Origin of the sequence: Ruminococcus flavefaciens AE3010 (genome assembly GCF_000526795.1) — a bacterium.
GTDB classification, from domain to species: Bacteria; Bacillota; Clostridia; order Oscillospirales; family Ruminococcaceae; genus Ruminococcus; species Ruminococcus flavefaciens_D.
In genome coordinates this window covers 271,102-290,843 of record NZ_JAGT01000001.1, presented here as the reverse complement: position 1 = coordinate 290,843, position 19,742 = coordinate 271,102, and the positions used below count along the sequence as shown (strand labels likewise).

Annotated in this window: 14 protein-coding genes; all 14 read right to left on the bottom strand. The window is 45.0% G+C overall.

Annotated elements, in window-relative coordinates:
* Positions 1-155: 155 nt before the first annotated feature.
* The 14 genes from N774_RS0101335 to N774_RS0101270 all read right to left on the bottom strand — a co-directional run bounded on the left by N774_RS0101335 (position 156) and on the right by N774_RS0101270 (position 19,739).
* Positions 156-1,511, bottom strand: coding sequence for a hypothetical protein (locus N774_RS0101335; RefSeq protein WP_024859502.1), 1,356 nt, complete (start codon positions 1,509-1,511; stop codon positions 156-158).
* A 12-nt stretch (positions 1,512-1,523) separates the two neighbouring features.
* Positions 1,524-2,090, bottom strand: coding sequence for an RNA polymerase sigma factor (locus N774_RS0101330; RefSeq protein ID WP_024859501.1), 567 nt, complete (start codon positions 2,088-2,090; stop codon positions 1,524-1,526).
* A 300-nt stretch (positions 2,091-2,390) separates the two neighbouring features.
* Positions 2,391-3,227 carry a hypothetical protein gene (locus tag N774_RS0101325; protein ID WP_024859500.1) on the bottom strand — a complete coding sequence of 279 codons (837 nt, stop codon included), beginning with the start codon at positions 3,225-3,227 and terminating at the stop codon, positions 2,391-2,393.
* Between the two features lie 214 nt (positions 3,228-3,441).
* Complete coding sequence (locus N774_RS0101320; protein ID WP_024859499.1) at positions 3,442-5,760, bottom strand: dockerin type I domain-containing protein; 2,319 nt, start codon at positions 5,758-5,760, stop codon at positions 3,442-3,444.
* Positions 5,747-6,301 (bottom strand): RNA polymerase sigma factor, encoded by a 555-nt coding sequence (locus N774_RS0101315; RefSeq protein WP_024859498.1) that lies wholly within the window; start codon positions 6,299-6,301, stop codon positions 5,747-5,749. The genes N774_RS0101320 and N774_RS0101315 overlap by 14 nt, the downstream gene beginning before the upstream one ends.
* A 264-nt stretch (positions 6,302-6,565) precedes the next feature.
* On the bottom strand, positions 6,566-8,563 hold the full coding sequence (locus N774_RS0101310; RefSeq protein WP_024859497.1) for a dockerin type I repeat-containing protein: 1,998 nt from the start codon (positions 8,561-8,563) through the stop codon (positions 6,566-6,568).
* A 320-nt stretch (positions 8,564-8,883) separates the two neighbouring features.
* Complete coding sequence (gene metF / locus N774_RS0101305) at positions 8,884-9,768, bottom strand: methylenetetrahydrofolate reductase [NAD(P)H] (RefSeq protein ID WP_024859496.1); 885 nt, start codon at positions 9,766-9,768, stop codon at positions 8,884-8,886.
* On the bottom strand, positions 9,755-12,028 hold the full coding sequence (metE, locus tag N774_RS0101300; RefSeq protein ID WP_024859495.1) for a 5-methyltetrahydropteroyltriglutamate--homocysteine S-methyltransferase: 2,274 nt from the start codon (positions 12,026-12,028) through the stop codon (positions 9,755-9,757). The genes metF and metE overlap by 14 nt, the downstream gene beginning before the upstream one ends.
* A gap of 102 nt (positions 12,029-12,130) precedes the next feature.
* Positions 12,131-13,042, bottom strand: a complete 912-nt coding sequence (locus N774_RS0101295) for a LysR family transcriptional regulator (protein WP_024859494.1) — start codon at positions 13,040-13,042, stop codon at positions 12,131-12,133.
* An 80-nt stretch (positions 13,043-13,122) separates the two neighbouring features.
* Positions 13,123-14,595 carry an alpha-N-arabinofuranosidase gene (locus tag N774_RS0101290; RefSeq protein WP_024859493.1) on the bottom strand — a complete coding sequence of 491 codons (1,473 nt, stop codon included), beginning with the start codon at positions 14,593-14,595 and terminating at the stop codon, positions 13,123-13,125.
* A gap of 205 nt (positions 14,596-14,800) precedes the next feature.
* On the bottom strand, positions 14,801-15,670 hold the full coding sequence (locus N774_RS0101285; protein WP_024859492.1) for a carbohydrate ABC transporter permease: 870 nt from the start codon (positions 15,668-15,670) through the stop codon (positions 14,801-14,803).
* Between the two features lie 14 nt (positions 15,671-15,684).
* Complete coding sequence (locus N774_RS0101280; RefSeq protein ID WP_024859491.1) at positions 15,685-16,572, bottom strand: carbohydrate ABC transporter permease; 888 nt, start codon at positions 16,570-16,572, stop codon at positions 15,685-15,687.
* 101 nt (positions 16,573-16,673) lie between these two features.
* Positions 16,674-17,999 (bottom strand): ABC transporter substrate-binding protein, encoded by a 1,326-nt coding sequence (locus N774_RS0101275; RefSeq protein WP_024859490.1) that lies wholly within the window; start codon positions 17,997-17,999, stop codon positions 16,674-16,676.
* Positions 18,000-18,323: 324 nt separating this feature from the next.
* Positions 18,324-19,739: a family 43 glycosylhydrolase gene (locus N774_RS0101270; RefSeq protein ID WP_024859489.1), complete on the bottom strand. Its 1,416-nt coding sequence runs from the start codon at positions 19,737-19,739 to the stop codon at positions 18,324-18,326.
* Positions 19,740-19,742: the final 3 nt, after the last annotated feature.

The following is a 19,742-nucleotide window of genomic DNA, read 5'->3' as shown; positions in this document are numbered from 1 at the left end:
AATCAGTTTATTTATGTTTTTATTTTATCATATTGCGCACATTTAGTCAATGATTAAATCTGTATTTATCGTAAGCAGAAAACACATATCCCCCTCATCGGGCGAAGTTATCATGCTTCACCCGATGAGGGGGATATTTTTATCAGGAGACTTTTTTAAAGCAATGGTGAGAAGTCACCGAAGTAGTACTGCTGACCTACGACTTTCCAGTTTTTGGAGGATCTTGCGCTCAGTGCCTTATCGTACTCTTCCTTGCTGACATCCTTATGGTCTATGGAATATACAACCTCTTCATAGTCTCTGTTGTTTTCGTTGTTGCCCAGTATCTGTATCTGCGTTATACTGTGGTTTTCGTACTTGCATGTGTCGAAATACTCATAGCCCATGTGGATATTGGAGACGCCCACAAGGCTTTCTTCGGGGCATATCTGCATTGCACCGTAAACACCGTACTCGTATGAATCTCCGTTAGTGTAGCGGATAGGCATGGCAGAGCCGTTTTCGTAGTAGTATACCCTTACCCCTGCAACATGGAACATAGCTCTGGATATGAGAAGCTCGGGAGTTCCGTCGTTGTCAATATCCTGAAGATCCCATCTTGAATCCTCGTTGATCTCTCCCGAATTCATGAAGCTCAGAAGTTCCTTTCTGTATGCAGACTTCCAGTTCGTTTCAACAGTTACTGTATGACCCTCACGTACCAGACGTGCAATGTTGCTGTTGCCGAAATGGAGCTCATAAGGTTTTGATTCAACATAATACGCACGGTTGAAGAGAAAATCGTTTGCCGAGAAATCGAGGCACTGCAGCTCAGTTCCGCCTATTTCTTCTGTAGCATTACTAATGGTGCCGTGTGTCACATTACCGCTGATATCGGTGTATGTGTAAGTCCCATCGCTGTTTATCTCAGCTGTGCCCATATATACTGCCGATTCGGGGATATCAAGGTTATTGATGCTTGACATCTCATATCTCCACCTGCCCACAAAGGGCTCAATGAACTTGGTATCAGCAGCTTTATCATTTTCGGCAGTGCCTGCTGAGGAGCTGACCGTTGTAGTAGTGGTTGTTGTTTTGGGGACAGTTATCGCTGAACCGTTTTTGTCAGTAGAAACTGTATTTGTGCCTGTTCCCGTTGAAGTTGTTACTGTGACAGCAGGTGTCACGATGCCGTCATCGCCTCCCGGCTTGGTGTTTCTTTTTAGCATTAAGGTGCTTCCTACAGCGATGCCTGCAATGAGCAGTATGGAAGCCGCTGTGCTCAGTGGAGTCAGCCATGCAGGTCTCTTGCTGTGCTCAACTCCCTCAACTATATCATTATTTTTCATTTTTATATTTTCGCTTCTTTCTGTTCTTTCTTTTTCTGCCTTTTGATCCCTGAACTTCTTCTCGCTCTTGGCAAATATCCTGTCGAGCTGTTCATCTGATACCTCGGGGCACTTTTCGATAAGTCTTTTCATTGAATCATTCTCCGCATCTTCAAGAATATCGAATAAATTTTTCTCTTTCATGTTTTCCCCTCCTTATCTTCCAATCCCGACTTCCGTAAGCTTACTGCGAAGCTTGTCCATAGCACGCGAGCATCTCTGTCTGACCGCAGTTGCAGTCATGGAAACACTTTCGGCTATTTCACTGGAATTTCGGTTATAGTAGAATTTCTGTATAAGTATAGTCGAATCAGGCTCTCCCAGTTCATCTATCTTATCGAGGAGCACGCGGCGGAGTTCAGATAGGTCAACGTGTTCATCAACACTGAAGTCCGAGGCAAGCTCTCTCATATCGTCCTCATCAGTTTCGGATATATGGCTTCCTCTTGCGGTAAGACTGCGGAAGCTGTCAATTGCTTTTCTTTTGGCGATAGTTCCGATAAGGTATTTAATATCATTCTCAGATGACATGTCGTATTCACACTTCATAAAAAGTGCTGCAAAAACGTCGCTGACACATTCCTCTATATCTTCATTGGTGCCGCAGCCTCTGAGCTTATTGTAAACGATAGCATAAACATATCTGCCATATTCCCTGACGAGAGCTTTATGACAGTCAACAGATGATCTCTGCATCATCTCTGTCAGTTCCCTGCTTGTCATTGTCATTCCTCCCTGCGTTTTATTTTGTAAGGCCGACCTTTCATAAACAACAATCGTAACAGAAGTATCAGGTGTTACATTGCAGAAAAGTTTTTTGAACTTTTCTGAGCGTAGTATAAAAATGCTATTAAATACTACCACTTTGCAAAGATAAAGTCAAGCTGAATATTGCGGTATAGTGCTAAAAAAAATTTCAGTCCCGAAGCACAAGACCTCGGGACTGTATTAAACTCAGTTCTGAATGGGGAACTTCAGAACGTTGTTTACGAATAAAATAGTACAGGCTGAAGCGTGTTGATATTATCCTATTGCTTCAACTCTGCTTTCAAAATCATCTGCGGAAATGCCTGATGTTCTTATCTCCATGATGTAGTCATCATCTATTCTTCTTGCATAGGTAACATGACGCACTGAAAAAGCGGTATAGCTCACTCTGACGTAGTTCTCGCCGCAAATGCTCACATTCTCGGGACCAACTATATCTGTCAGTTCGATCTCGGGATCATTATCCAGCTCATCGTTCTTCACAAACTCTTCGACTGAAATATCAGGTGTTTCGGGATATCTTTGCTTTGTATTGCAAAACCAAACATCAACGCATTTTACAGCTTCGTCATATGTGACAGAAGCGTCTATCACAGATGTCATGTAGAGGTTTCTCTCTTCCTCGCTCATAAATCTTGTGGGCATCATATAACGTGTATAAAGGTTGTCCTCGTCAAGGAAGCTTGCCTCTTCGGGGAGTGTAAGCTTTATCCCTGCGTAATCGGAAATATAAACATTGCCGTCAGCTCTGCCCTTTGTGAACTCCTTTTTCGCAGCAGTCTCACTTTTTTCTTTGTTCTCATATACAATTTCAGAAGCTGCTTCCGAAGTATTTTCCGCCTTGGAAGAATTATCATCTATTGCTGTTTCTTCCGCAGCTTTTTCAGTCTTTGCAGTATTATCGTTCTCTGTTGTTTTTTCAGAAGCTTTTTCAGCCGCTGCATTATTATCATTTCCCGATGATATGGCTACAGCTTTTGTATTATCTGAAGGTGAAGCTGCCATGTCGGGAAAGGAAGATAATTCCCTGCCGCAGGACGTGAGTGCACACAGTGCAGCTGCCAATGTGATCATAAATGTATTCTTTTTCATAATTCTGACTCCTTTTTCTTTTTTATATGCCGATGCATTTATCAACTCGGCTTTCATAATACATAATCGAAACAGGAAAGTGAAGTGTTACATGATCTGCAAAAAAATTTTTATATTCGGTACAGACCAAAGTCTTTAAGGTAAATGTGCCTTAAATGCAGAAAAGCCATGAAAGGCAGAACGCACTTTCATGGCTGTATATTATATGATATCCTTATTTCTGAACAGAGTTTTCCGCATAGGCAGAAAGTACAGCCGAGGCGTCCACGCTGTTTACATAGCCGTCCTCGTTGAGGTCTGCCATGTAGCTCATCATAGCTACTGTTACATTGCTTACCTCTGCATTGACCGATGTCTCTGCATAGTAACTGAGAACTCCGCTTGCGTCAACAGCTGTTACCTTACCGTCAAGATCAACGTCTCCTGCCTCCTTGTCCTTGCAGAGCTTCTCGATATAAGGTCTGATATCGCTGAGGTCTACCAGTCCCTTTTGCTCTACGAGCTCAAGGTAGTATATATCAAGCATATACTGTGGGATATCGCTGCTGTTGCCCGCAATATACGAAAGGAACATATAGTCGCCCAGTGTTCCTGATTTTCCGTCCCGATCGGCGTCGAAGTCCTCTTCGATCTTTTTCCGCATCTCAGCAGATAAAAGACCTGTTTCAGCAGTCAGCCCCCGATGAATGTCAGCACTGTACAGTTCATAGGTATAGCTGTCGAGGGGATCCACCTTACCGTCCAGATTGATATCGAACAGGTCTTTTGTGATAACTCCGCTTTCATAGTCAGCCTTTGTTTTCTGTAGTGCCGCTACGTAATCTTCATTGGACAGGTGCTTGTAATCATATATCCTTTCATAGTCAGGGTTGAGAGCTCCGCTGTTAGGATCATAACCAAACGGCTTTTCGGAATACTCATCCAAAAACGATGACAGGTAGCTTGCAAAGCTCTCGCTTACAGAAAGACCGCACAGCTCCACCTCACCAAGATACTGCACATAATACAGACTCGTTTTGTTAATGGTGGTTATCTCTGTATTATTTATGATGTATCTTGCTATAAAATCAAAAACGTAGGCGCTGCAAATGGGGTAATTTTCGTCGTTGCTCTTGATGAATGAATAAACATAATCATACATGGGCTCGCACTTTTCCCAGAGGTTTGCCTTATACTCTTCGGAAAGCGGCAGGCGTGAACGCAGAGGATTATCGTAGTCATCGTGGCTGACTGAATAATCTCCGATCTGTTCGGTTACTGTATTGTACTGCCCGAAATAGTAGTTCTTCTGTATATCACCTTTCTCATCTGCGGAAGCAACGTCATAGATGTAAATATCATAGAGATCCTTCAGGTCGGTAACTCCGTCCTCATTGACGTCGAAGCTGTAGCTGTCCTTCTTTACCGCATCGGTAAATCTCTTGAAATGTGCGTCATTGTACTTTTCACGCGACCATGCATCTATACCAACGTTGCAGAAGCAGTAGTCTATAAATTCATTTATGTTCTTTTCCGAGCCGTATGTGTAGGTCTCGTTAACGAACTCATTGAGCAGCTTCTCTCTTATATCATCGGGAGCATCGGGTGCTATGCTTCTTACTGCACGTTCACGCATATCAGTATCCGCAGGGAGCAGATAATCAGTGTAGGTCGCGCAGTAAGCGTAGTTAAGGCCTGAGAATTTAAGCAGGCAATACTCTTTGAATAAATTGCTGTCTGCAAAATCCACCTTTCCGTCTCTGTTGACATCGCCGTTGGCTTCACATCTTGCAGCATAGCCCTCGGGCAGCTCGGAAGCTTCATTTACGTATGTGTAGAGCGCATATGCGTCCATGGTGTTGAATTTCCCGTTTCCGTCAAAGTCAAAAAGGTCGCCGTTATCCTCCATGTAAAGGATACTGTCCACCTTGGGATCAAGGGGCTTTGGTGTAAACAGGCTATCTGCGTTCGCAGATATCGGGTTTCCGCTTGAAGCAATAGCAGCTGCCGAGAGTGCAGCAAGATACTTTTTAACATAATCTACTTTCATTCTGATTACCTCCTCGCAATCAACTTCATTAATATCAGTCGTAACAGGTACATTCGTGTTTGTGGCAGCAGCTGATGAACCATTCTGTGAAGAAGCTGCGGTCACGGTAGTTTTAGCATTTATAGCTGTAGTTGTCTTAATCGATGATACTGCCGAGAGTGTTGCTTTAGTTCCCGAAAGAACTGCCGTTACATCGTTCTTTGCTGATACAGCTGCTGTCGTAGTCGTTTTTTTCTCAGATACCAAAGAAGTAACGCTTGTGACCGCAGGCTCAACCGGCGGCTTGTCAGATTCGGAGCCGTCCACCATACTTCCCGATGGCTGTACAGGTTTAGTTCCCAAAGAGGAGAAATGCAGCGCACCCGCTGTTATTATCACTGCCGCAGCCATGACCGAAACAGCTGTACAGGCTTTTTTCATTCGCATCTGCTTCAGCTTCTTCTGCCTGAGATGCTCATCTCTTATGCTGAATACATAATCAGCGATCTCTTTAGTATTTCTCATAAATAAAGCCCTTCCTTTCCAGTTCGGTTTTTAACGACTTTCTCGCTCTGAATACAAGATCGCTGACCTGTCGTTTTGCTTTGTGCATTATTCTGGCAATATCCGATGTATCAAGGTCCTCAAAGTACATCAGATAGAGCACTTGATAATAATCAGGATTCAGACGCTTCATTGCTCTGTATAGCTCAAGCTTCTGCTCCTCCTTGAGAAATTCCTTTTCTGTATCAGTTACAATGGGTATTTGCAGATCTTCATCAAGAGACAGTCTTGATATTTTCTTCTCTTTCCTCAGATGGTCGATGGCACAGTTCCGCGCAATAGTGAACAGCCATGTCTTGAACGAGCATTTCCCCTTATAGGCAGGCTTTTTCAGCGCAAGCTTGACAAAGGTATCCTGCATTATATCTTCCGCAAGGCTGATATTGTTCACTATACTGTTCAGGTAAAGTGACATACCCTCATGGTATTCATCAATTATTTCTATCAATCCATTATCATCACCATCAAGGAAACGGCGATAGCGCTCTTCATCGTTTCCCATTTGATTCCCTCCTTAAATCAATAAGGCAAATTTGCTTTCTATATATTAGACGTATGAGGTCTGATTTTTACGCACATAAATTTCGGAAATTTTCATTTTTTCTTTTATACCCTCATTATATCATCACGTTTTTACAGTGTCAATCATATTATGTTAAAAAAGTATATACGTAAAAAGGACGGCTTTACGCCGTCCTTTTCATTGTATTATTCAATTATTATGAGAAATGAAGAACCATTCTCCGAGCATATTTGGGGCTGGATTTTACGCCAATGCAGTAATAAGTCCTAAAAGATACTGCTGTATGCGGAGGGCATCGTTCACTGTGAGACCGTCTCCGTCAGAATCTGCGCAGCTGAATCCTTCTTCGGTAATATGATTGGGATCAGCTCCCGCTATGCCGAATTTGTTTGGATTTGCAAGCGCCTGCATGATAAGGACTATATCCGCCATATCGATCTGTCCGTCGCAGTTCGCATCGCCTTTTAATGCTGTATCAGGCTCTTTATCGCTATCTGCATTTGCTTTTATCTCGATCTCATATGAAAGGTCAACATCGGTCACATATTCACTGTAGCCGCCCCATTTAACGCCTTCTTCCTTACAGCTAACAGTGTATTTCCCCGCTTTAAGGGAGGGCATATCCGTACCGCTGTATATCTTTCCGTCAGCAGCTGTAATTTTCATTATGCTTGCCTGCGGAAGCATTGTTTTAAGATAAATGGGCTCTTCCTCATATTGAGAGGGACTCACGAATATAACATCGTAAGGTATTATCCTCTGTGCTTTTATTATAAGCCCTGTAAGATCAAGGGCTTCGCCCTGCTTGTACTCGACCTTTGTCGGATACTGCGCTACTCCCTTAAATGCCTGATCGTAATTATGAGTATACCCGAATATGGGCTTTGTCCCCGAGGGAACAGTCTTTTCAGTCAGGAGATCACTGCTCTTTATCTCAATATCGTATGATACCTCTGCATTGCGAAGTGAGACATTATAGTGCGTATACTTTGCGTCCTCTTTATCGATCTGAACTGTATACTCACCTGCGGGCAGCTGACACATTCTTGTTGCGTTATACTCTTCCCCGTCCTTATCAATGATAGTTACTGAAGACGCCGCTATCTCTACATCTGTATCAGAAACAGGCTGAGGCTCATACTCGTCTCTGTTAAGTCCGAGCTTTTCATAAGGTATGTACCTTTTGCTTTTTACATTGAGTCCTTTTGAATTGTACTCCTCGCCCTCAAGGAAAACTGTCTGTGTAGGATAGGTGTTTACGCTAACAACATCATATACCATAGCTCCTGTATATACGATGGTCTTCTTTGTACCTGTATTTACAGTGGTAACAGCAGTTGTGACAGTTGTCGGGTTATCGTCTACGATCTCGATCTCTATCTCATCATATTTTATATTATCCTTGTCTATGTCATATCCGTCAATGTTTCTCAGCCGATCAAGAGAGATAGAATATGTACCTGCTTTATTCATGTTGACATAAGGACACGCCAGATCAGCTCGGGTAACAGGTTTTGAGTCAATGCTCCACTCACCCATATAATCTACGCTGTTATCATTATAGCTTCCCTTGAAGATATTACCGTTACCGCTGATGGTACAGCCTGTCAGGTCAAGCTCTTCACCTACTTTATAGATAGTCTTGTCAGGCTGCTTGATCTTTACAGTGCCCTCAGCTTTGTACTGCACTGCCTCGGCTTCTTCAAGCTTTTTTGTATCCTCGCTTGTTGGCTCGCCGTCAACCACCATAACATAAAAGCTGTCATATCTTACGTTATCTTTTACGTAACTGTAGAAGCCGCCCGGAGTGCCTTTGTGAGCAGCCCTTATCTTGTATATACCCGCTTTGGTATTATCGAACTCCGAAGTATCAAGGTCGGTAAGCTCCAACGCTCTTGTGAAATCATCCCAGTTTGTTCCTGTCATTCCTGTAGGCTGCCTGTCTGAGTAAATGGTGACAGCACCGTATGCACTTATTTTTCCGCCTGTAAGATCAAGCTCCTCACCTATCTTATAGATCCTCTTCTCGGGAGCATCTATCCTGACCGAGCCGCTGTTGACAGCATATTCTTCGCTCTCGTCGTAAAAAGATGTCTTATTTTGCGTTGCTGCATCATTTTCGATCTTTTGTGCTAAAAAAGATGTTCCCGCAGCTGTTGTATTCCTTTCGGGCAGGCTGACTGCCGATAAAAGCATCATAGGAACTGTCATGACCGCAGCTATTGATTTTTTTACATTCATTAGTAATACATCCCTTTCTGTTTTTTGTAATTTTTTCATTTCTAACCATACAGCATCACTTCATAACTCCGAGGCTCAGCCTCCCATTCTGAACTGTATCCGACTTACGAATATGTTCTTATGGTCATTAATAATATTTTAAACCCTAATACGTTTTATATCAAGCTTTTTCTTTAAAATTAACATTTTATCTATATTATTAATAAAGCTGCCGGTATCCCTTTCAGCTCCCGCTGACAGCGGACAAAAGAAAATACACCTGCGGAATTAACCAACAGGTGTATTTGTATCCTATGTTCTGAGATGTCATGATGAACCGCTTATAAAGCAGCCGTACAGGAATTTACAGATATAAGGCTCTCTACAGCCGCAAATATCTTCTTTGCGACGTAGGGATAATTCATTGTATAGAGGTGGATACCGTCAACGCCCTCAGCGATAAGCTCGGTAATCTGGTCTATGGCGTAGGCTATCCCTGCGTCACGGAGGGCTGTATCATTATGCTCGTATCTTTCAAGCACACGTACGAACTTCTTTGGCAGCTGAACTCCGCAGAGCTTCACCATGCGCTCTATCTGGCGCTTGTTGGTCACAGGCATTATACCTGCCTCTATGGGTATATCTATGCCTGCGATGCGAGCCTTTTCGTGGAAGTCCAGGAAATATTTATTGTCAAGGAAGAGCTGAGTGATCAGATGGTCTGCGCCGCAGTCCACCTTGTGTCTGAGCCATTTCAGATCGTCAACAGCACTTGTGCTCTCGGGGTGTATCTCGGGATAGCATGCAGCAAGGACATTGAAGTCATATCTCTCTTTAATAAATGTAATAAGATCGCTGGCGTGCCTGAAATCTCCCTCAGCAGCCGTATCCTCTCTCCTGTCTCCGCGAAGTGCGAGAACATTCTCAATGCCGTGAGCCTGCAGGCTGTCAAGTATCTCCGCAGCCTGCTCCTTTGTAAGGTCGATGCAGGGCAGATGAGCAACGCTCTCAACGCCGTATCGCTCCTTGATGTCGGAGGCTATCTGTATGGTCTTGCAGCCGCTGTGACCGCCCCCTGCTCCATAGGTAACACTGATGAAATCAGGAGATATATCGGAAAGTTCGTCAAGTGTATCATATATTACGCTCTCGTCCGTATCGGGCTTGGGCGGAAAAACTTCAAGTGAAAATACTGTCTTATGCTCAAATAATTCAGCTGTTTTCATTTCGCACCTCTTTTGCAGCTTCAACAAGATTTTTAAGGCTGGGAACAGTCTCCTCGTTTCCTCTTGTCTTGAGTCCGCAGTCGGGATTTACCCACAGCTTCTCAGCAGGGATACGCTCCCTCATCTTGCCGATAGCAGCCTTTATCTCTTCCTTTGAAGGAACTCTCGGTGAATGGATATCATATACTCCCGGACCTACTTCTGTGCGGAAGTTGTTTTCTTTGAGCACGTCGAGTATGGTAAGGTCAGAACGTGAAGCCTCAAATGTGATCACATCTGCGTCCATATCGTCGATATCCTTGATTATGTCTGCAAATTCGCTGTAGCACATATGTGTGTGTATCTGTGTTTCGGGCTTCACACCGCTGTGTACATATCTGAATGCAGGTATCGCCCAGTCGAGGTAATCCTCTCTCCAGTCAGCTCTGCGGAGGGGCAGCTTCTCGCGGAGTGCCGCTTCGTCAACCTGTATTATGCTTATGCCGTTTGCTTCAAGGTCAAGGACCTCCTCACGGATAGCAAGGGCTATCTGCAAAGCGCTCTCTCTGAGGGAGATATCCTCTCTCGGGAATGACCAGTTGAGAATAGTAACAGGACCTGTGAGCATGCCCTTCATGGGCTTCTTGGTAAGGCTCTGAGCGTAAACCGACCAGCGCACGGTCATAGGCTTTGCACGGGAGATATCTCCCCATACAACAGGGGGCTTTACGCAGCGTGTACCGTAGGACTGAACCCAAGCCTTTTCTGTGAATAGATAGCCGTCAAGACACTCGCCGAAGTATTCCACCATATCGTTGCGCTCGAATTCGCCGTGAACAAGAACGTCAAGACCTATTTCCTCCTGCAGAGCGATACACTCGGCAGTCTTTTTCTCGATGAAGAATTCATAGTCGCTGTCAGACATCTCGCCCTTGCGGTGAGCATTACGCGCCGACTTTATCTCGGCAGTCTGCGGGAATGAGCCTATTGTAGTTGTTGGGAACAGTGGCAGCTTGAATCTTGCCTTCTGTATCTTCTCACGCTCTGCAAATTCGGGAAGTCTTACAAAGTCCTTTTCCGTAAGAGCTGCAACTTTATTTCTTACAGCTTCATTGCCGCCTGTTCTGAGCTCGCTGTGGAGAGCTGCATTTCTGCGGTATTCCTCAGTCTCCGCAGGACTCTGTGAAGCGGTTATATTTTTAAGCTCAGCAAGCTCTGTAAGCTTTTCCTCTGCATATGCGAAGTGCTTCTTGTAGCACTCGCCAAGCTTTGTCTCGTTTGCAAGAGTACACGGAACATGGAGCAGCGAGCAGGAGGTACCTATTACTATATCCTGTACGTACTTTTCAAGCTCGGCAAGAGTGAAAAGCGTTGAAGCGTAATTGTTGCGCCAGATATTCTTGCCGTTTACAACGCCTGCAAACAGTGTCTTACCCTGTGGGAAGCTGTTTGACTTGACAAGCTCAAGGGACTTCTTTCCCTCAACGAAGTCAAGGCCGATACCGTCAAGGTCAAGTCCGCAGAGCTCCTTGTAGCAGTCGCGTACATCGCCGAAAAAGGTCTGCACAAGAACCTTTACAGCGCCCTTATTGGAAAGTATCTTCTCATAAAGCGATACAAAAAGCTTAACGTCCTCGGCTGTCATATCCATTACCAGTGAGGGCTCGTCAAACTGCACCCACTCTGTGCCGAGAGCACCGAGCTTTTTCAGCAGCTCCGAATAAGCTGCGGCAGCCTGCTCTGCAAAGTCAGCAGCCTTTTTGCTGCCCTTGTATCTTGCCAGCTTCAAGAATGTGTAAGCTCCGATGATAACGGGTCTTGTTTTTACTCCGCCTGAAAGAGCTTCGCTGAAAAGCTCGAATGGCTTTGTGCCTGCAAGCTTTATCTCTGTGCTGTCGTCTATCTCGGGCACCATGTAGTGGTAATTGGTGTTGTACCATTTCTTCATAGCAAGAGCCTTTACATCGCCCTTTTCGCCCTGATAGCCTCTTGCAGCAGCAAAGTATGTATCAAGCTTTGAAAGTCCGAGGGAGGTGTATCTCTCGGGAACAGCATTCAGCAGAAAGGCTGTATCGAGGACTCCGTCATAGAACGAGAAGTCATTGGACGGGATAAAGTCAAGTCCGCTTTTTTTCTGTAAGTCAAGATTATATGAACGTATCTCTTTAGCAGTTTTTTCAAGCTCTGCTGCTGTGATCTCACCGCGGAAGTACTTCTCGCTGGCGAATTTGAGTTCACGTAAATTTCCTATTCTTGGGTATCCGATTATTGATGTATTCATTGCCTATTCCTCCGATATGTTTTGTGATGATATTATTATAGCATATCGGTCAGAAATGTGTTAATATCAAAAAGAAATGCTGCCCCATAGCTAAAAGCTATATCAAGACGAGTAATTGGCAATGTATTCTTTGAGGTGCTCCAGATAGCGCTCCGTAAGCTCGTTCATGGGGCGATCGGTGGTGATGATGTAGCCTATCTCCATTCTCTCGTCGCTTTCAAGAGGTATTGAAACAATATTGCTTCCGTTCAGGTCGGAGCTGAGGATTCCCGACGAAATTGTATATCCGTCAAGTCCTATGAGCAGATTGAACAGGGTAGCTCTGTCGGAAACTACTATATTCTTAGGACTTTCCGCCGTGATGTGGAGCTCCTCGGCAAAGTAAAAGGAGTTCTTCACGCCCTGATCGTAGGTCAGCCTCGGAAAGGCTTTCAGATCGTCAAGAGTAACGGAGCTTCTTCCCACAAGAGGGTTGTTCCTGCTTACAAATACATGTGGCTTAGCCGTAAACAGCGGCTCAAACCGTATCTCCTCGTTTTGCAGGATATGCCTTATTACCTCACGGTTGAAGCTGCTGAGAAAAAGCACTCCTATATCGCTTCTGTGAGTGCGGACGTCCTCTATTATCTCCGCGGTTTTCAGCTCGCGGAGAGAAAATTCGTACTTGTCACGACCGTACTCGCGGACAAGCTCAACAAAGGCATTTACCACGAATGCGTAGTGCTGAGCGGATACCGCAAAGGCTCTCCGCGGCGGAGCTGTGGACTTGTACTCGTTTTCAAGGAGTTCAGCCTGCTCCACTATCTGACGTGCATAGGACAGGAACTTGGTACCGTCCTCGGAGAGATATACTCCCCTGTTGCTTCTGTTGAAAATGGTTATGCCCATTTCCTTTTCAAGCTCGGCTACGGACTTTGAAAGGCTGGGCTGAGCTATGAAAAGCCGCTGCGCCGCCGTAGTGATAGAGCCCGTTTCCGCTATTGTAATTATGTATTTCAGCTGTTGTAAGGTCATTTTCTTCTCCTTTGATCAATGTCAGGTTATCTGAACGCAAAAAACGACCTGCCCGTTTCTTCAACAGGCAGGCATTTTTATTACTTAACAGTGAATTTCAGCATATTCCATGAGCGCGGGGCAAGATATATCCCGCCGCCGATCTCCTGCTGTACAGGTGTGACAGCATCGGGCTCATCTGCACTGTTGCAGCGTTTCATATCATCGCTTGTCAGAACTGTATGGGATACAAGTTCGTATCCTTCAAAGCCGCTGAGTTCAAGCTCACAGCTCTCGTCAAGAGCGCGGTTTACAGCAAAGAGAGTGATATCGCTGCCGTTTTCTACTGTGATACTCTCGATATACGGCACATTGCTGTGCTTGACGCTGTTATATGTACCGCATTCGCAGACTGTATTCAAAGCCTTTCCCCTGCCGTTGACCGAACAGTGAAGAAACGGATAATAAATGGTCTGTACCCATGTTCTGCCTCCTGTTTCGGTCATTATGGGAGCAATAACATTGACAAGCTGTGCCAGACATGCTATCTTTACTCTGTCGCAGTGACGCAGGAGCGTGATCAGCAGGCAGCCTACCACAAGGGCGTCCTCAACATTATAGATGTCCTCCAAAAGCGGCGGAGCAACATGCCAGTGCTCAATTTTTTTATCCTGCTCATTGCTGTGGAACCAGATGTTCCACTCATCAAAGGACAGCATAATATCCTTTTCGGACTTTTTCTCAGCCTTTATCTCATCGCATATCTTCGCAGTATCAATGATAAACTGCTCCATGTCCATTGATGATGCAAGGTAATCCGAGGTGTCGTTTTCAGGATTGCCATAGTAGCTGTGCATGGAAACGTAGTCCACATGTTCATAGCATTCACGAAGTACAGTACGCTCCCATTCGCCGAAGGTCGGCATAAGGGGACCTGAGCTGCCGCATGCCACAAGCTCTATGGTTGGGTCGGTCATTTTCATCAGCTTTGCTGTCTCGCAGGCAAGACGGGCATATTCCTGTGCGGTCTTGTGACCTATCTGCCAGTCGCCGTCCATCTCGTTCCCAAGACACCACAGCTTTATGCCGAAGGGTTTTTCAAAGCCGTTTTTTCGGCGCATCTCGGCATAATATGTATCAGTGTCAAGGTTGCAGTATTCAACGAGATTGCTCGCCTCAACAGCACCTCGCGTACCGAGGTTCACTGCCATCATTATTTCAGTGTCCGAACGCTTTGCCCATTCCTGAAACTCGTCAATACCTATTTCATTGGTCTCAACGCTGTTCCATGCGAGCTCAAGCCTTCGTGGACGCTTTGACCTATCGCCTGTTCCGTCCTCCCATTTGTAGTTGGACACGAAATTTCCGCCGGGATAGCGTACAACAGGAACGTTCAGCGTCTTTATAAGCTCCAGTACGTCCTTACGGAAGCCCATATCGTCAGCGCTTTCATGTGACGGCTCATAGATACCGCCGTATACTGCACGTCCGAGGTGCTCTATAAAGGAGCCGTATATCCTCGGATCGATTTCACCGATGGTATCCAAGGTATTTATCGTTATTTTTGCTTTCATTGCATATACTCCAGATCATATTTAAGTAATCATTTTATTTCATAAGCCGTACGTTTGCGATGATCTATTCTGAAAATATAAATCAAAGTTAAAGGGAATATTATCTTTCGCTAATATTCCCTCAAATGCACTTTTTAAAAAATAAAGTCATTGACAGTAATCCTGCTTTTTTATCTTTTCATCATATACCAAGCAGATACGTATATCAACCCTTTACAGCGCCTGCGGTAAGACCGTCAACTATCTTGTTGGAGAATGCGCAGTAAACTATTATGGTAGGTATGATAGCGATTATAATAGCTGCAAACATCTGCGAATAGTTGGTATTATATGGTCCTACGAACTTTGACAGCGATACAGGCAGGGTCTTTTTTGCCTCATCAGAGATGAATACCATTGCAAGAAGAAGCTCGTTCCAGTTGCCGATAAAGGTCATAAGTCCTGTTACGAACAGTCCCGTTCTGCCCAGCGGCAGACATATCTTGAAGAATATCTGGAAGATATTCGCACCTTCCATACATGCACATTCGATAAGCTCATTGGGAAGTCCCTTAAAGAAGCCTGTCATAATGAATATGGTTATGGGAAGCGAGAATGTAAGATATGGGATTATAAGTCCCGTCAGTGTGTTTGAAAGACCTATCTTTGCAAATCTTGTGAAGAGAGGGATAAGTACGCAGTGTACAGGTATCATCATACCTGTAAGGAAATAAGTCATGGCAAGCTTTGCGCCCTTCCAGCGCATACGTGCAATGCCGAATGCAGCCATGGAACCGATTATCATGCTCAGTACCAGAGCAACAACGCACACGATGAATGAGTTAAGTGTTGCTACACCAAGACGTCCTGCTGTCCAAGCAAATGAAAAGTTATCAAATGTTATGTTCTGAGGGAGAGCAAAAGGAGCAGTAAATATCTCCTTATTGGTCTTGAAGGATACATTGAATACCCAGAGCAGAGGGAAGATGTATGTTATGCATATAAGCACAAGAAATACATATATAAGTATCTGTACAGCCGAAGGCTTTTTTCCTGAGGATTCTTTCAGTTCAGCTGCTGTTTTTATAGAACTCATCTGGCTGTACCTCCTTACATCTCGTACTGTTCGGTCTTTACGACCTTATTGATAAACAGTGTTACCAGCAGACAAAGTATAAGCAGCACAACGCCTATAGCACTTGCATAGCCGTATTTGAAGTACTTGAAGCCCTGCTGATAGAGGTGAGTTGCAAGGACCTCTGTCTTGTGGTTAGGTCCGCCCTCTGTCATATTGTAGATAAGATCGAAGAATTTCAGTGAGCCGATAGCATTGAGTGACATAGCTGTAGCGATCATGGGCTTGATAAGCGGAAGTGTTATGTATCTGAAAGTCTTGACCTTTGTACAGCCATCGATATAGCTTGCCTCCATAAGGGACTTGCTGATACCCGAGATCTGAGCCATGTAAAGCATCATTGACTGACCAACGTACTGCCAGAGAGCAACAAAAGCGATTATCCACATAGGAAGGATAATATGTCCCTTGGTATCCATGAGCCAGAGAGGAGGCTCCTCAACGCCCCATTTTTCAAGGAGCTGATTGATACCGAGCTTAGGGCTGAATATGAACATCCACATCAGACCGAGAGCTGCAGAAGATAGTACGCAGGGAAGATAGATTATGTTCTTGAATGCATTTCTTCCTCTTTTTATGTTTGTCAGGAGAGCTGCGTAGATAAGACCTACGATAAGCTGTGACACACAGGAGAATATGAGGAAGAACATTGAGTTCTTTAGAGCAATGCCGAAGGTTTTGTCGGAAAGCAGTGCCTTGTAGTTTTTTAGTCCGACAAAAACAGGGGCAGTCATGCCTTTATAGTCACAGAATGAATAATACACCGACTGAACGATCGGTATAAAAAGCACCAGTGTGAACAAGAGAAAAGCAGGGATCATGAATAAAAAGATCGCCGTCTTGTTCCTGAGCATTTTTTCCATTCCGAACCAACTCCTTTCAGTAGATCGATATTGTAAAAAAGTTAAAAAGAATAGGGGCGCAGGGTACGCCCCTATGTTTTGTTTTCGGAATCAGTCAGAAATTACTTTCTGCAGTTAGCCTTGTAGTATTCCTCCATGTCCTTTGCAGCTTCCTTAGGAGTCATATCCTTAAGGAATACAGCAACCATTGTATCATCGAAGTGAGCACCTGTCTCAGTTGTAGGCATTGACTCGTTGTAGAAGCCGAATGTACCCTTTGCGCCGCCGAATACGTCCATAACGTATGAGAGTTGCTTAGGAGCTACTGATGCGTCATACTGTACCTTTGTTACAGGGATCTTACCGCCTTTTTCAGCTGTGTACTTCTGAGCTGTGTCGTCTGTGAAGTACTTGATGAGAGCTGCAGCAGCCTCAGGATTCTTGGTTGTTGAGCTCATGCAGAGTGAGTCAGACTTAGCGATAACTCTCTCAACGCCCGGGAACTGGAATACGCCGCACTTGGACTCAAAGTCAGGGTTAGCACCGTTGATCTGTCCGATAGCCCATGAACCCTGGATAAGGATAGCAGCCTCTTCATTGTAGAAGTTAGCTGTAGCAACGTCGTTTGTATCACCTGCTGCTGTTCTCTGGAAGTAGTCAGAGAACTTGAGGAGCTTATCACAAGCGCTCTCGAGCTTGCCGTCTTCCCATGAAGCAGAACCGTCAGCCAGCTTAGGAAGCTCAACGCCCTCTGCCTCGCAGAGATAACCAGCTACCATTGAAAGGCACCATGCAGTACCTGCGGAAATAGTTACAGGAGTATAGCCTGCACCCTTCAGCTTTTCGCATGCATCGATCATTTCGTCCCATGTCTTGGGAACAGAGGCGCCTGCCTTCTCAAACATCTCTGTATTGTAGAAGCAGCATGCAGCTGCTGTGTTAAGCGGAACAGCATAGATCTTGCCGTCATATGTCTGCTGTGAGAATACAGCGTCACTTGTGAATGTATCCTTCCAGCCGTCCTTGTTCAGGTATTCGTCAAGGGGAGCTGCAACGCCGGGCTCAACATAGTCTGTAAGCTGAGGGCCCGGGCTTACGATGAATACGTCAGGTGTTTCGCCTGCTGCAACAAGAGCATTGAGCTTGTTGTAGTATTCCTCAAGGTTTGTGGTAACAGGTGTTACATGATACTTGCCCTCATAATCCTTGTTGAATCTTTCGATAGTCTCCTTGTAGCCAAGGGAAATAAGGTCCTCTGTAGCATTGAGGTCGTCCCAGAACATCCATGTGATCTCCTGAGCCTTGCCTGAATCGCCGCCCTTGCTGCTTGAACTACCGCTGTTTGCAGAACCATTTGAATTATCGGAACTGCTGCTGCCGCAGCCTGCAAGTGTTGTTGCAAACATTGCTGCTGACATAATTGCTGCAAATAAACTTCTTTTTTTCATTACTGTTTCCTCCTGATTAAGTTCCGCACGGCACATATTTTATAATCAGCCTATCTATATGCCGCCAGATAAATTATACGATTGTACCGAATATGATATGGTTTATCATCGGTATCCTTGTTAATCTTACCATATTATTAACAAGTTGTCAATAAATATGAGCAATAAGGGCAAAAAATGATTAATAGAATATAAATTTTTTGTATTTATAGCAAAAAATGGTTAGAAAAGGCCAAAATTTAACCTTTTTGTAACGCTTTTTTAATAAAATTTACACTATTTTCTATAAATTTCTTCCAAAAACAAGCACACATTTCAGTAATATCATTCCAGAATGAACGAGCCGAGAGACAGTGAACAAATACCTGAACTGCCTTTTTCCTTGAATGTGAACCATATGGCGTTCACACCGTCGGGTATTCTGATCTCAGCAGTGTGCTTTTTCCATATATTACTGTTCTCAATCTCTATATCGCCCAGTTCCTCACCGTCCCATGCAGTTTTGACTGCAAAAGAGCCATTGCCGTAGCCCCGTGTAGTAATGCTGACCTTGGTTATGCCCTTGCAGTCGAAGTACTTGAAGCCAATGTTTGTGCCGTCTTTGATGTTTGAGATGTACCCTGTCTCTTCATCTCCGTCCTTGCCGTCCTGAACTATGCGCGGCGCATTGAGGTCGCCGATATAGAGCTCGGGCTCCCTGCCAAAAATATTGCAGGCGATATAAGCGGGGTATTCTCCCCTGCCAATGAGAGGTCCGCCGTTGAGACCGCAGGAAGATATCTCAGCCTGATCGAAGCTGCCGTCGGCATTGAGAGTGAGCTTCTCCGCACAGCCCTGTCTGGAGAACCATGTGCCGTTGGTGTGTCTGTGATAGAAGATGTACCACTGGCCGTTGATATCGATTATGCTGCCGTGGTTGTTGGCACCTCGGTTCGCGGGCATATCCGCAGGCTTGTAGGTATCGATATGCAGATCGGTGTTGCTTACCAGTACGCCGCCATATTTGAAGCCTCCCAGCGGACTGTCGCTGACAGCGTAGCAGAGCTCATGCATGACCTCTGAGGAATATATGAAATAGTACTTACCGTTGACCTTGCGAATGGAGGAAGCCTCGAAGAATGCGTGCCCCTCGAACTGAGTCCCCTTGCTGTAGCATATTCCCTGCACTATGGTCTCAGGCTCGGTGATAATGGTCAGCATATCCTTATCAAGTGTTACTACCCTTGCGCCTGTTCTGGACTTGTCGCCCTCGGGACAGAATCCGCTGTACATATATGTCTTATCGCCCTCGGTGATAACACCCGGGTCAAACTGTGGCTCGTCCCCTTCTCTCTCTCCGAGACGTGTGCCGTCGGGATAGTGAACATAGCCGTAGAACTCATACCTGCCTGCAGGCTCGTCGCAGACCGCAACGGACATAACTCCCACCTTGTCGAGTACATAGTACAGGTAGTACCTTCCGTCGGGACCTATCGTAACATCGGGAGCGTAAAGACACATATGCCCGTCCTTATTCATGGGATCGGCGTTCCTTGGGTAGATAACTCCCTCATAGCGCCAGTTTCCAAGATCGTCAACAGGAGCTGACCAGCACACATAGTCTCCCATGCAGAATACATAGCCGTTCCAGAAGTCGTGTGAACCGTAGATGTATACGCGGTCGCCGAATACATATGGCTCGCCGTCGGGGATATACTCCCAGCTTGGGAGATAGGGATTGAATGCCTGTTTCTTACTCATAAA

Coding starts and splice junctions, on each gene's coding strand:
- N774_RS0101335 (WP_024859502.1), bottom strand. CDS start 1,511: ATGAAAGAGAAAAATTTATTCGATATTCTTGAAGATGCGGAGAATGAT.
- N774_RS0101330 (WP_024859501.1), bottom strand. CDS start 2,090: ATGACAAGCAGGGAACTGACAGAGATGATGCAGAGATCATCTGTTGAC.
- N774_RS0101325 (WP_024859500.1), bottom strand. CDS start 3,227: ATGAAAAAGAATACATTTATGATCACATTGGCAGCTGCACTGTGTGCA.
- N774_RS0101320 (WP_024859499.1), bottom strand. CDS start 5,760: ATGAGAAATACTAAAGAGATCGCTGATTATGTATTCAGCATAAGAGAT.
- N774_RS0101315 (WP_024859498.1), bottom strand. CDS start 6,301: ATGGGAAACGATGAAGAGCGCTATCGCCGTTTCCTTGATGGTGATGAT.
- N774_RS0101310 (WP_024859497.1), bottom strand. CDS start 8,563: ATGAATGTAAAAAAATCAATAGCTGCGGTCATGACAGTTCCTATGATG.
- metF (WP_024859496.1), bottom strand. CDS start 9,768: ATGAAAACAGCTGAATTATTTGAGCATAAGACAGTATTTTCACTTGAA.
- metE (WP_024859495.1), bottom strand. CDS start 12,028: ATGAATACATCAATAATCGGATACCCAAGAATAGGAAATTTACGTGAA.
- N774_RS0101295 (WP_024859494.1), bottom strand. CDS start 13,042: ATGACCTTACAACAGCTGAAATACATAATTACAATAGCGGAAACGGGC.
- N774_RS0101290 (WP_024859493.1), bottom strand. CDS start 14,595: ATGAAAGCAAAAATAACGATAAATACCTTGGATACCATCGGTGAAATC.
- N774_RS0101285 (WP_024859492.1), bottom strand. CDS start 15,670: ATGAGTTCTATAAAAACAGCAGCTGAACTGAAAGAATCCTCAGGAAAA.
- N774_RS0101280 (WP_024859491.1), bottom strand. CDS start 16,572: ATGGAAAAAATGCTCAGGAACAAGACGGCGATCTTTTTATTCATGATC.
- N774_RS0101275 (WP_024859490.1), bottom strand. CDS start 17,999: ATGAAAAAAAGAAGTTTATTTGCAGCAATTATGTCAGCAGCAATGTTT.
- N774_RS0101270 (WP_024859489.1), bottom strand. CDS start 19,739: ATGAGTAAGAAACAGGCATTCAATCCCTATCTCCCAAGCTGGGAGTAT.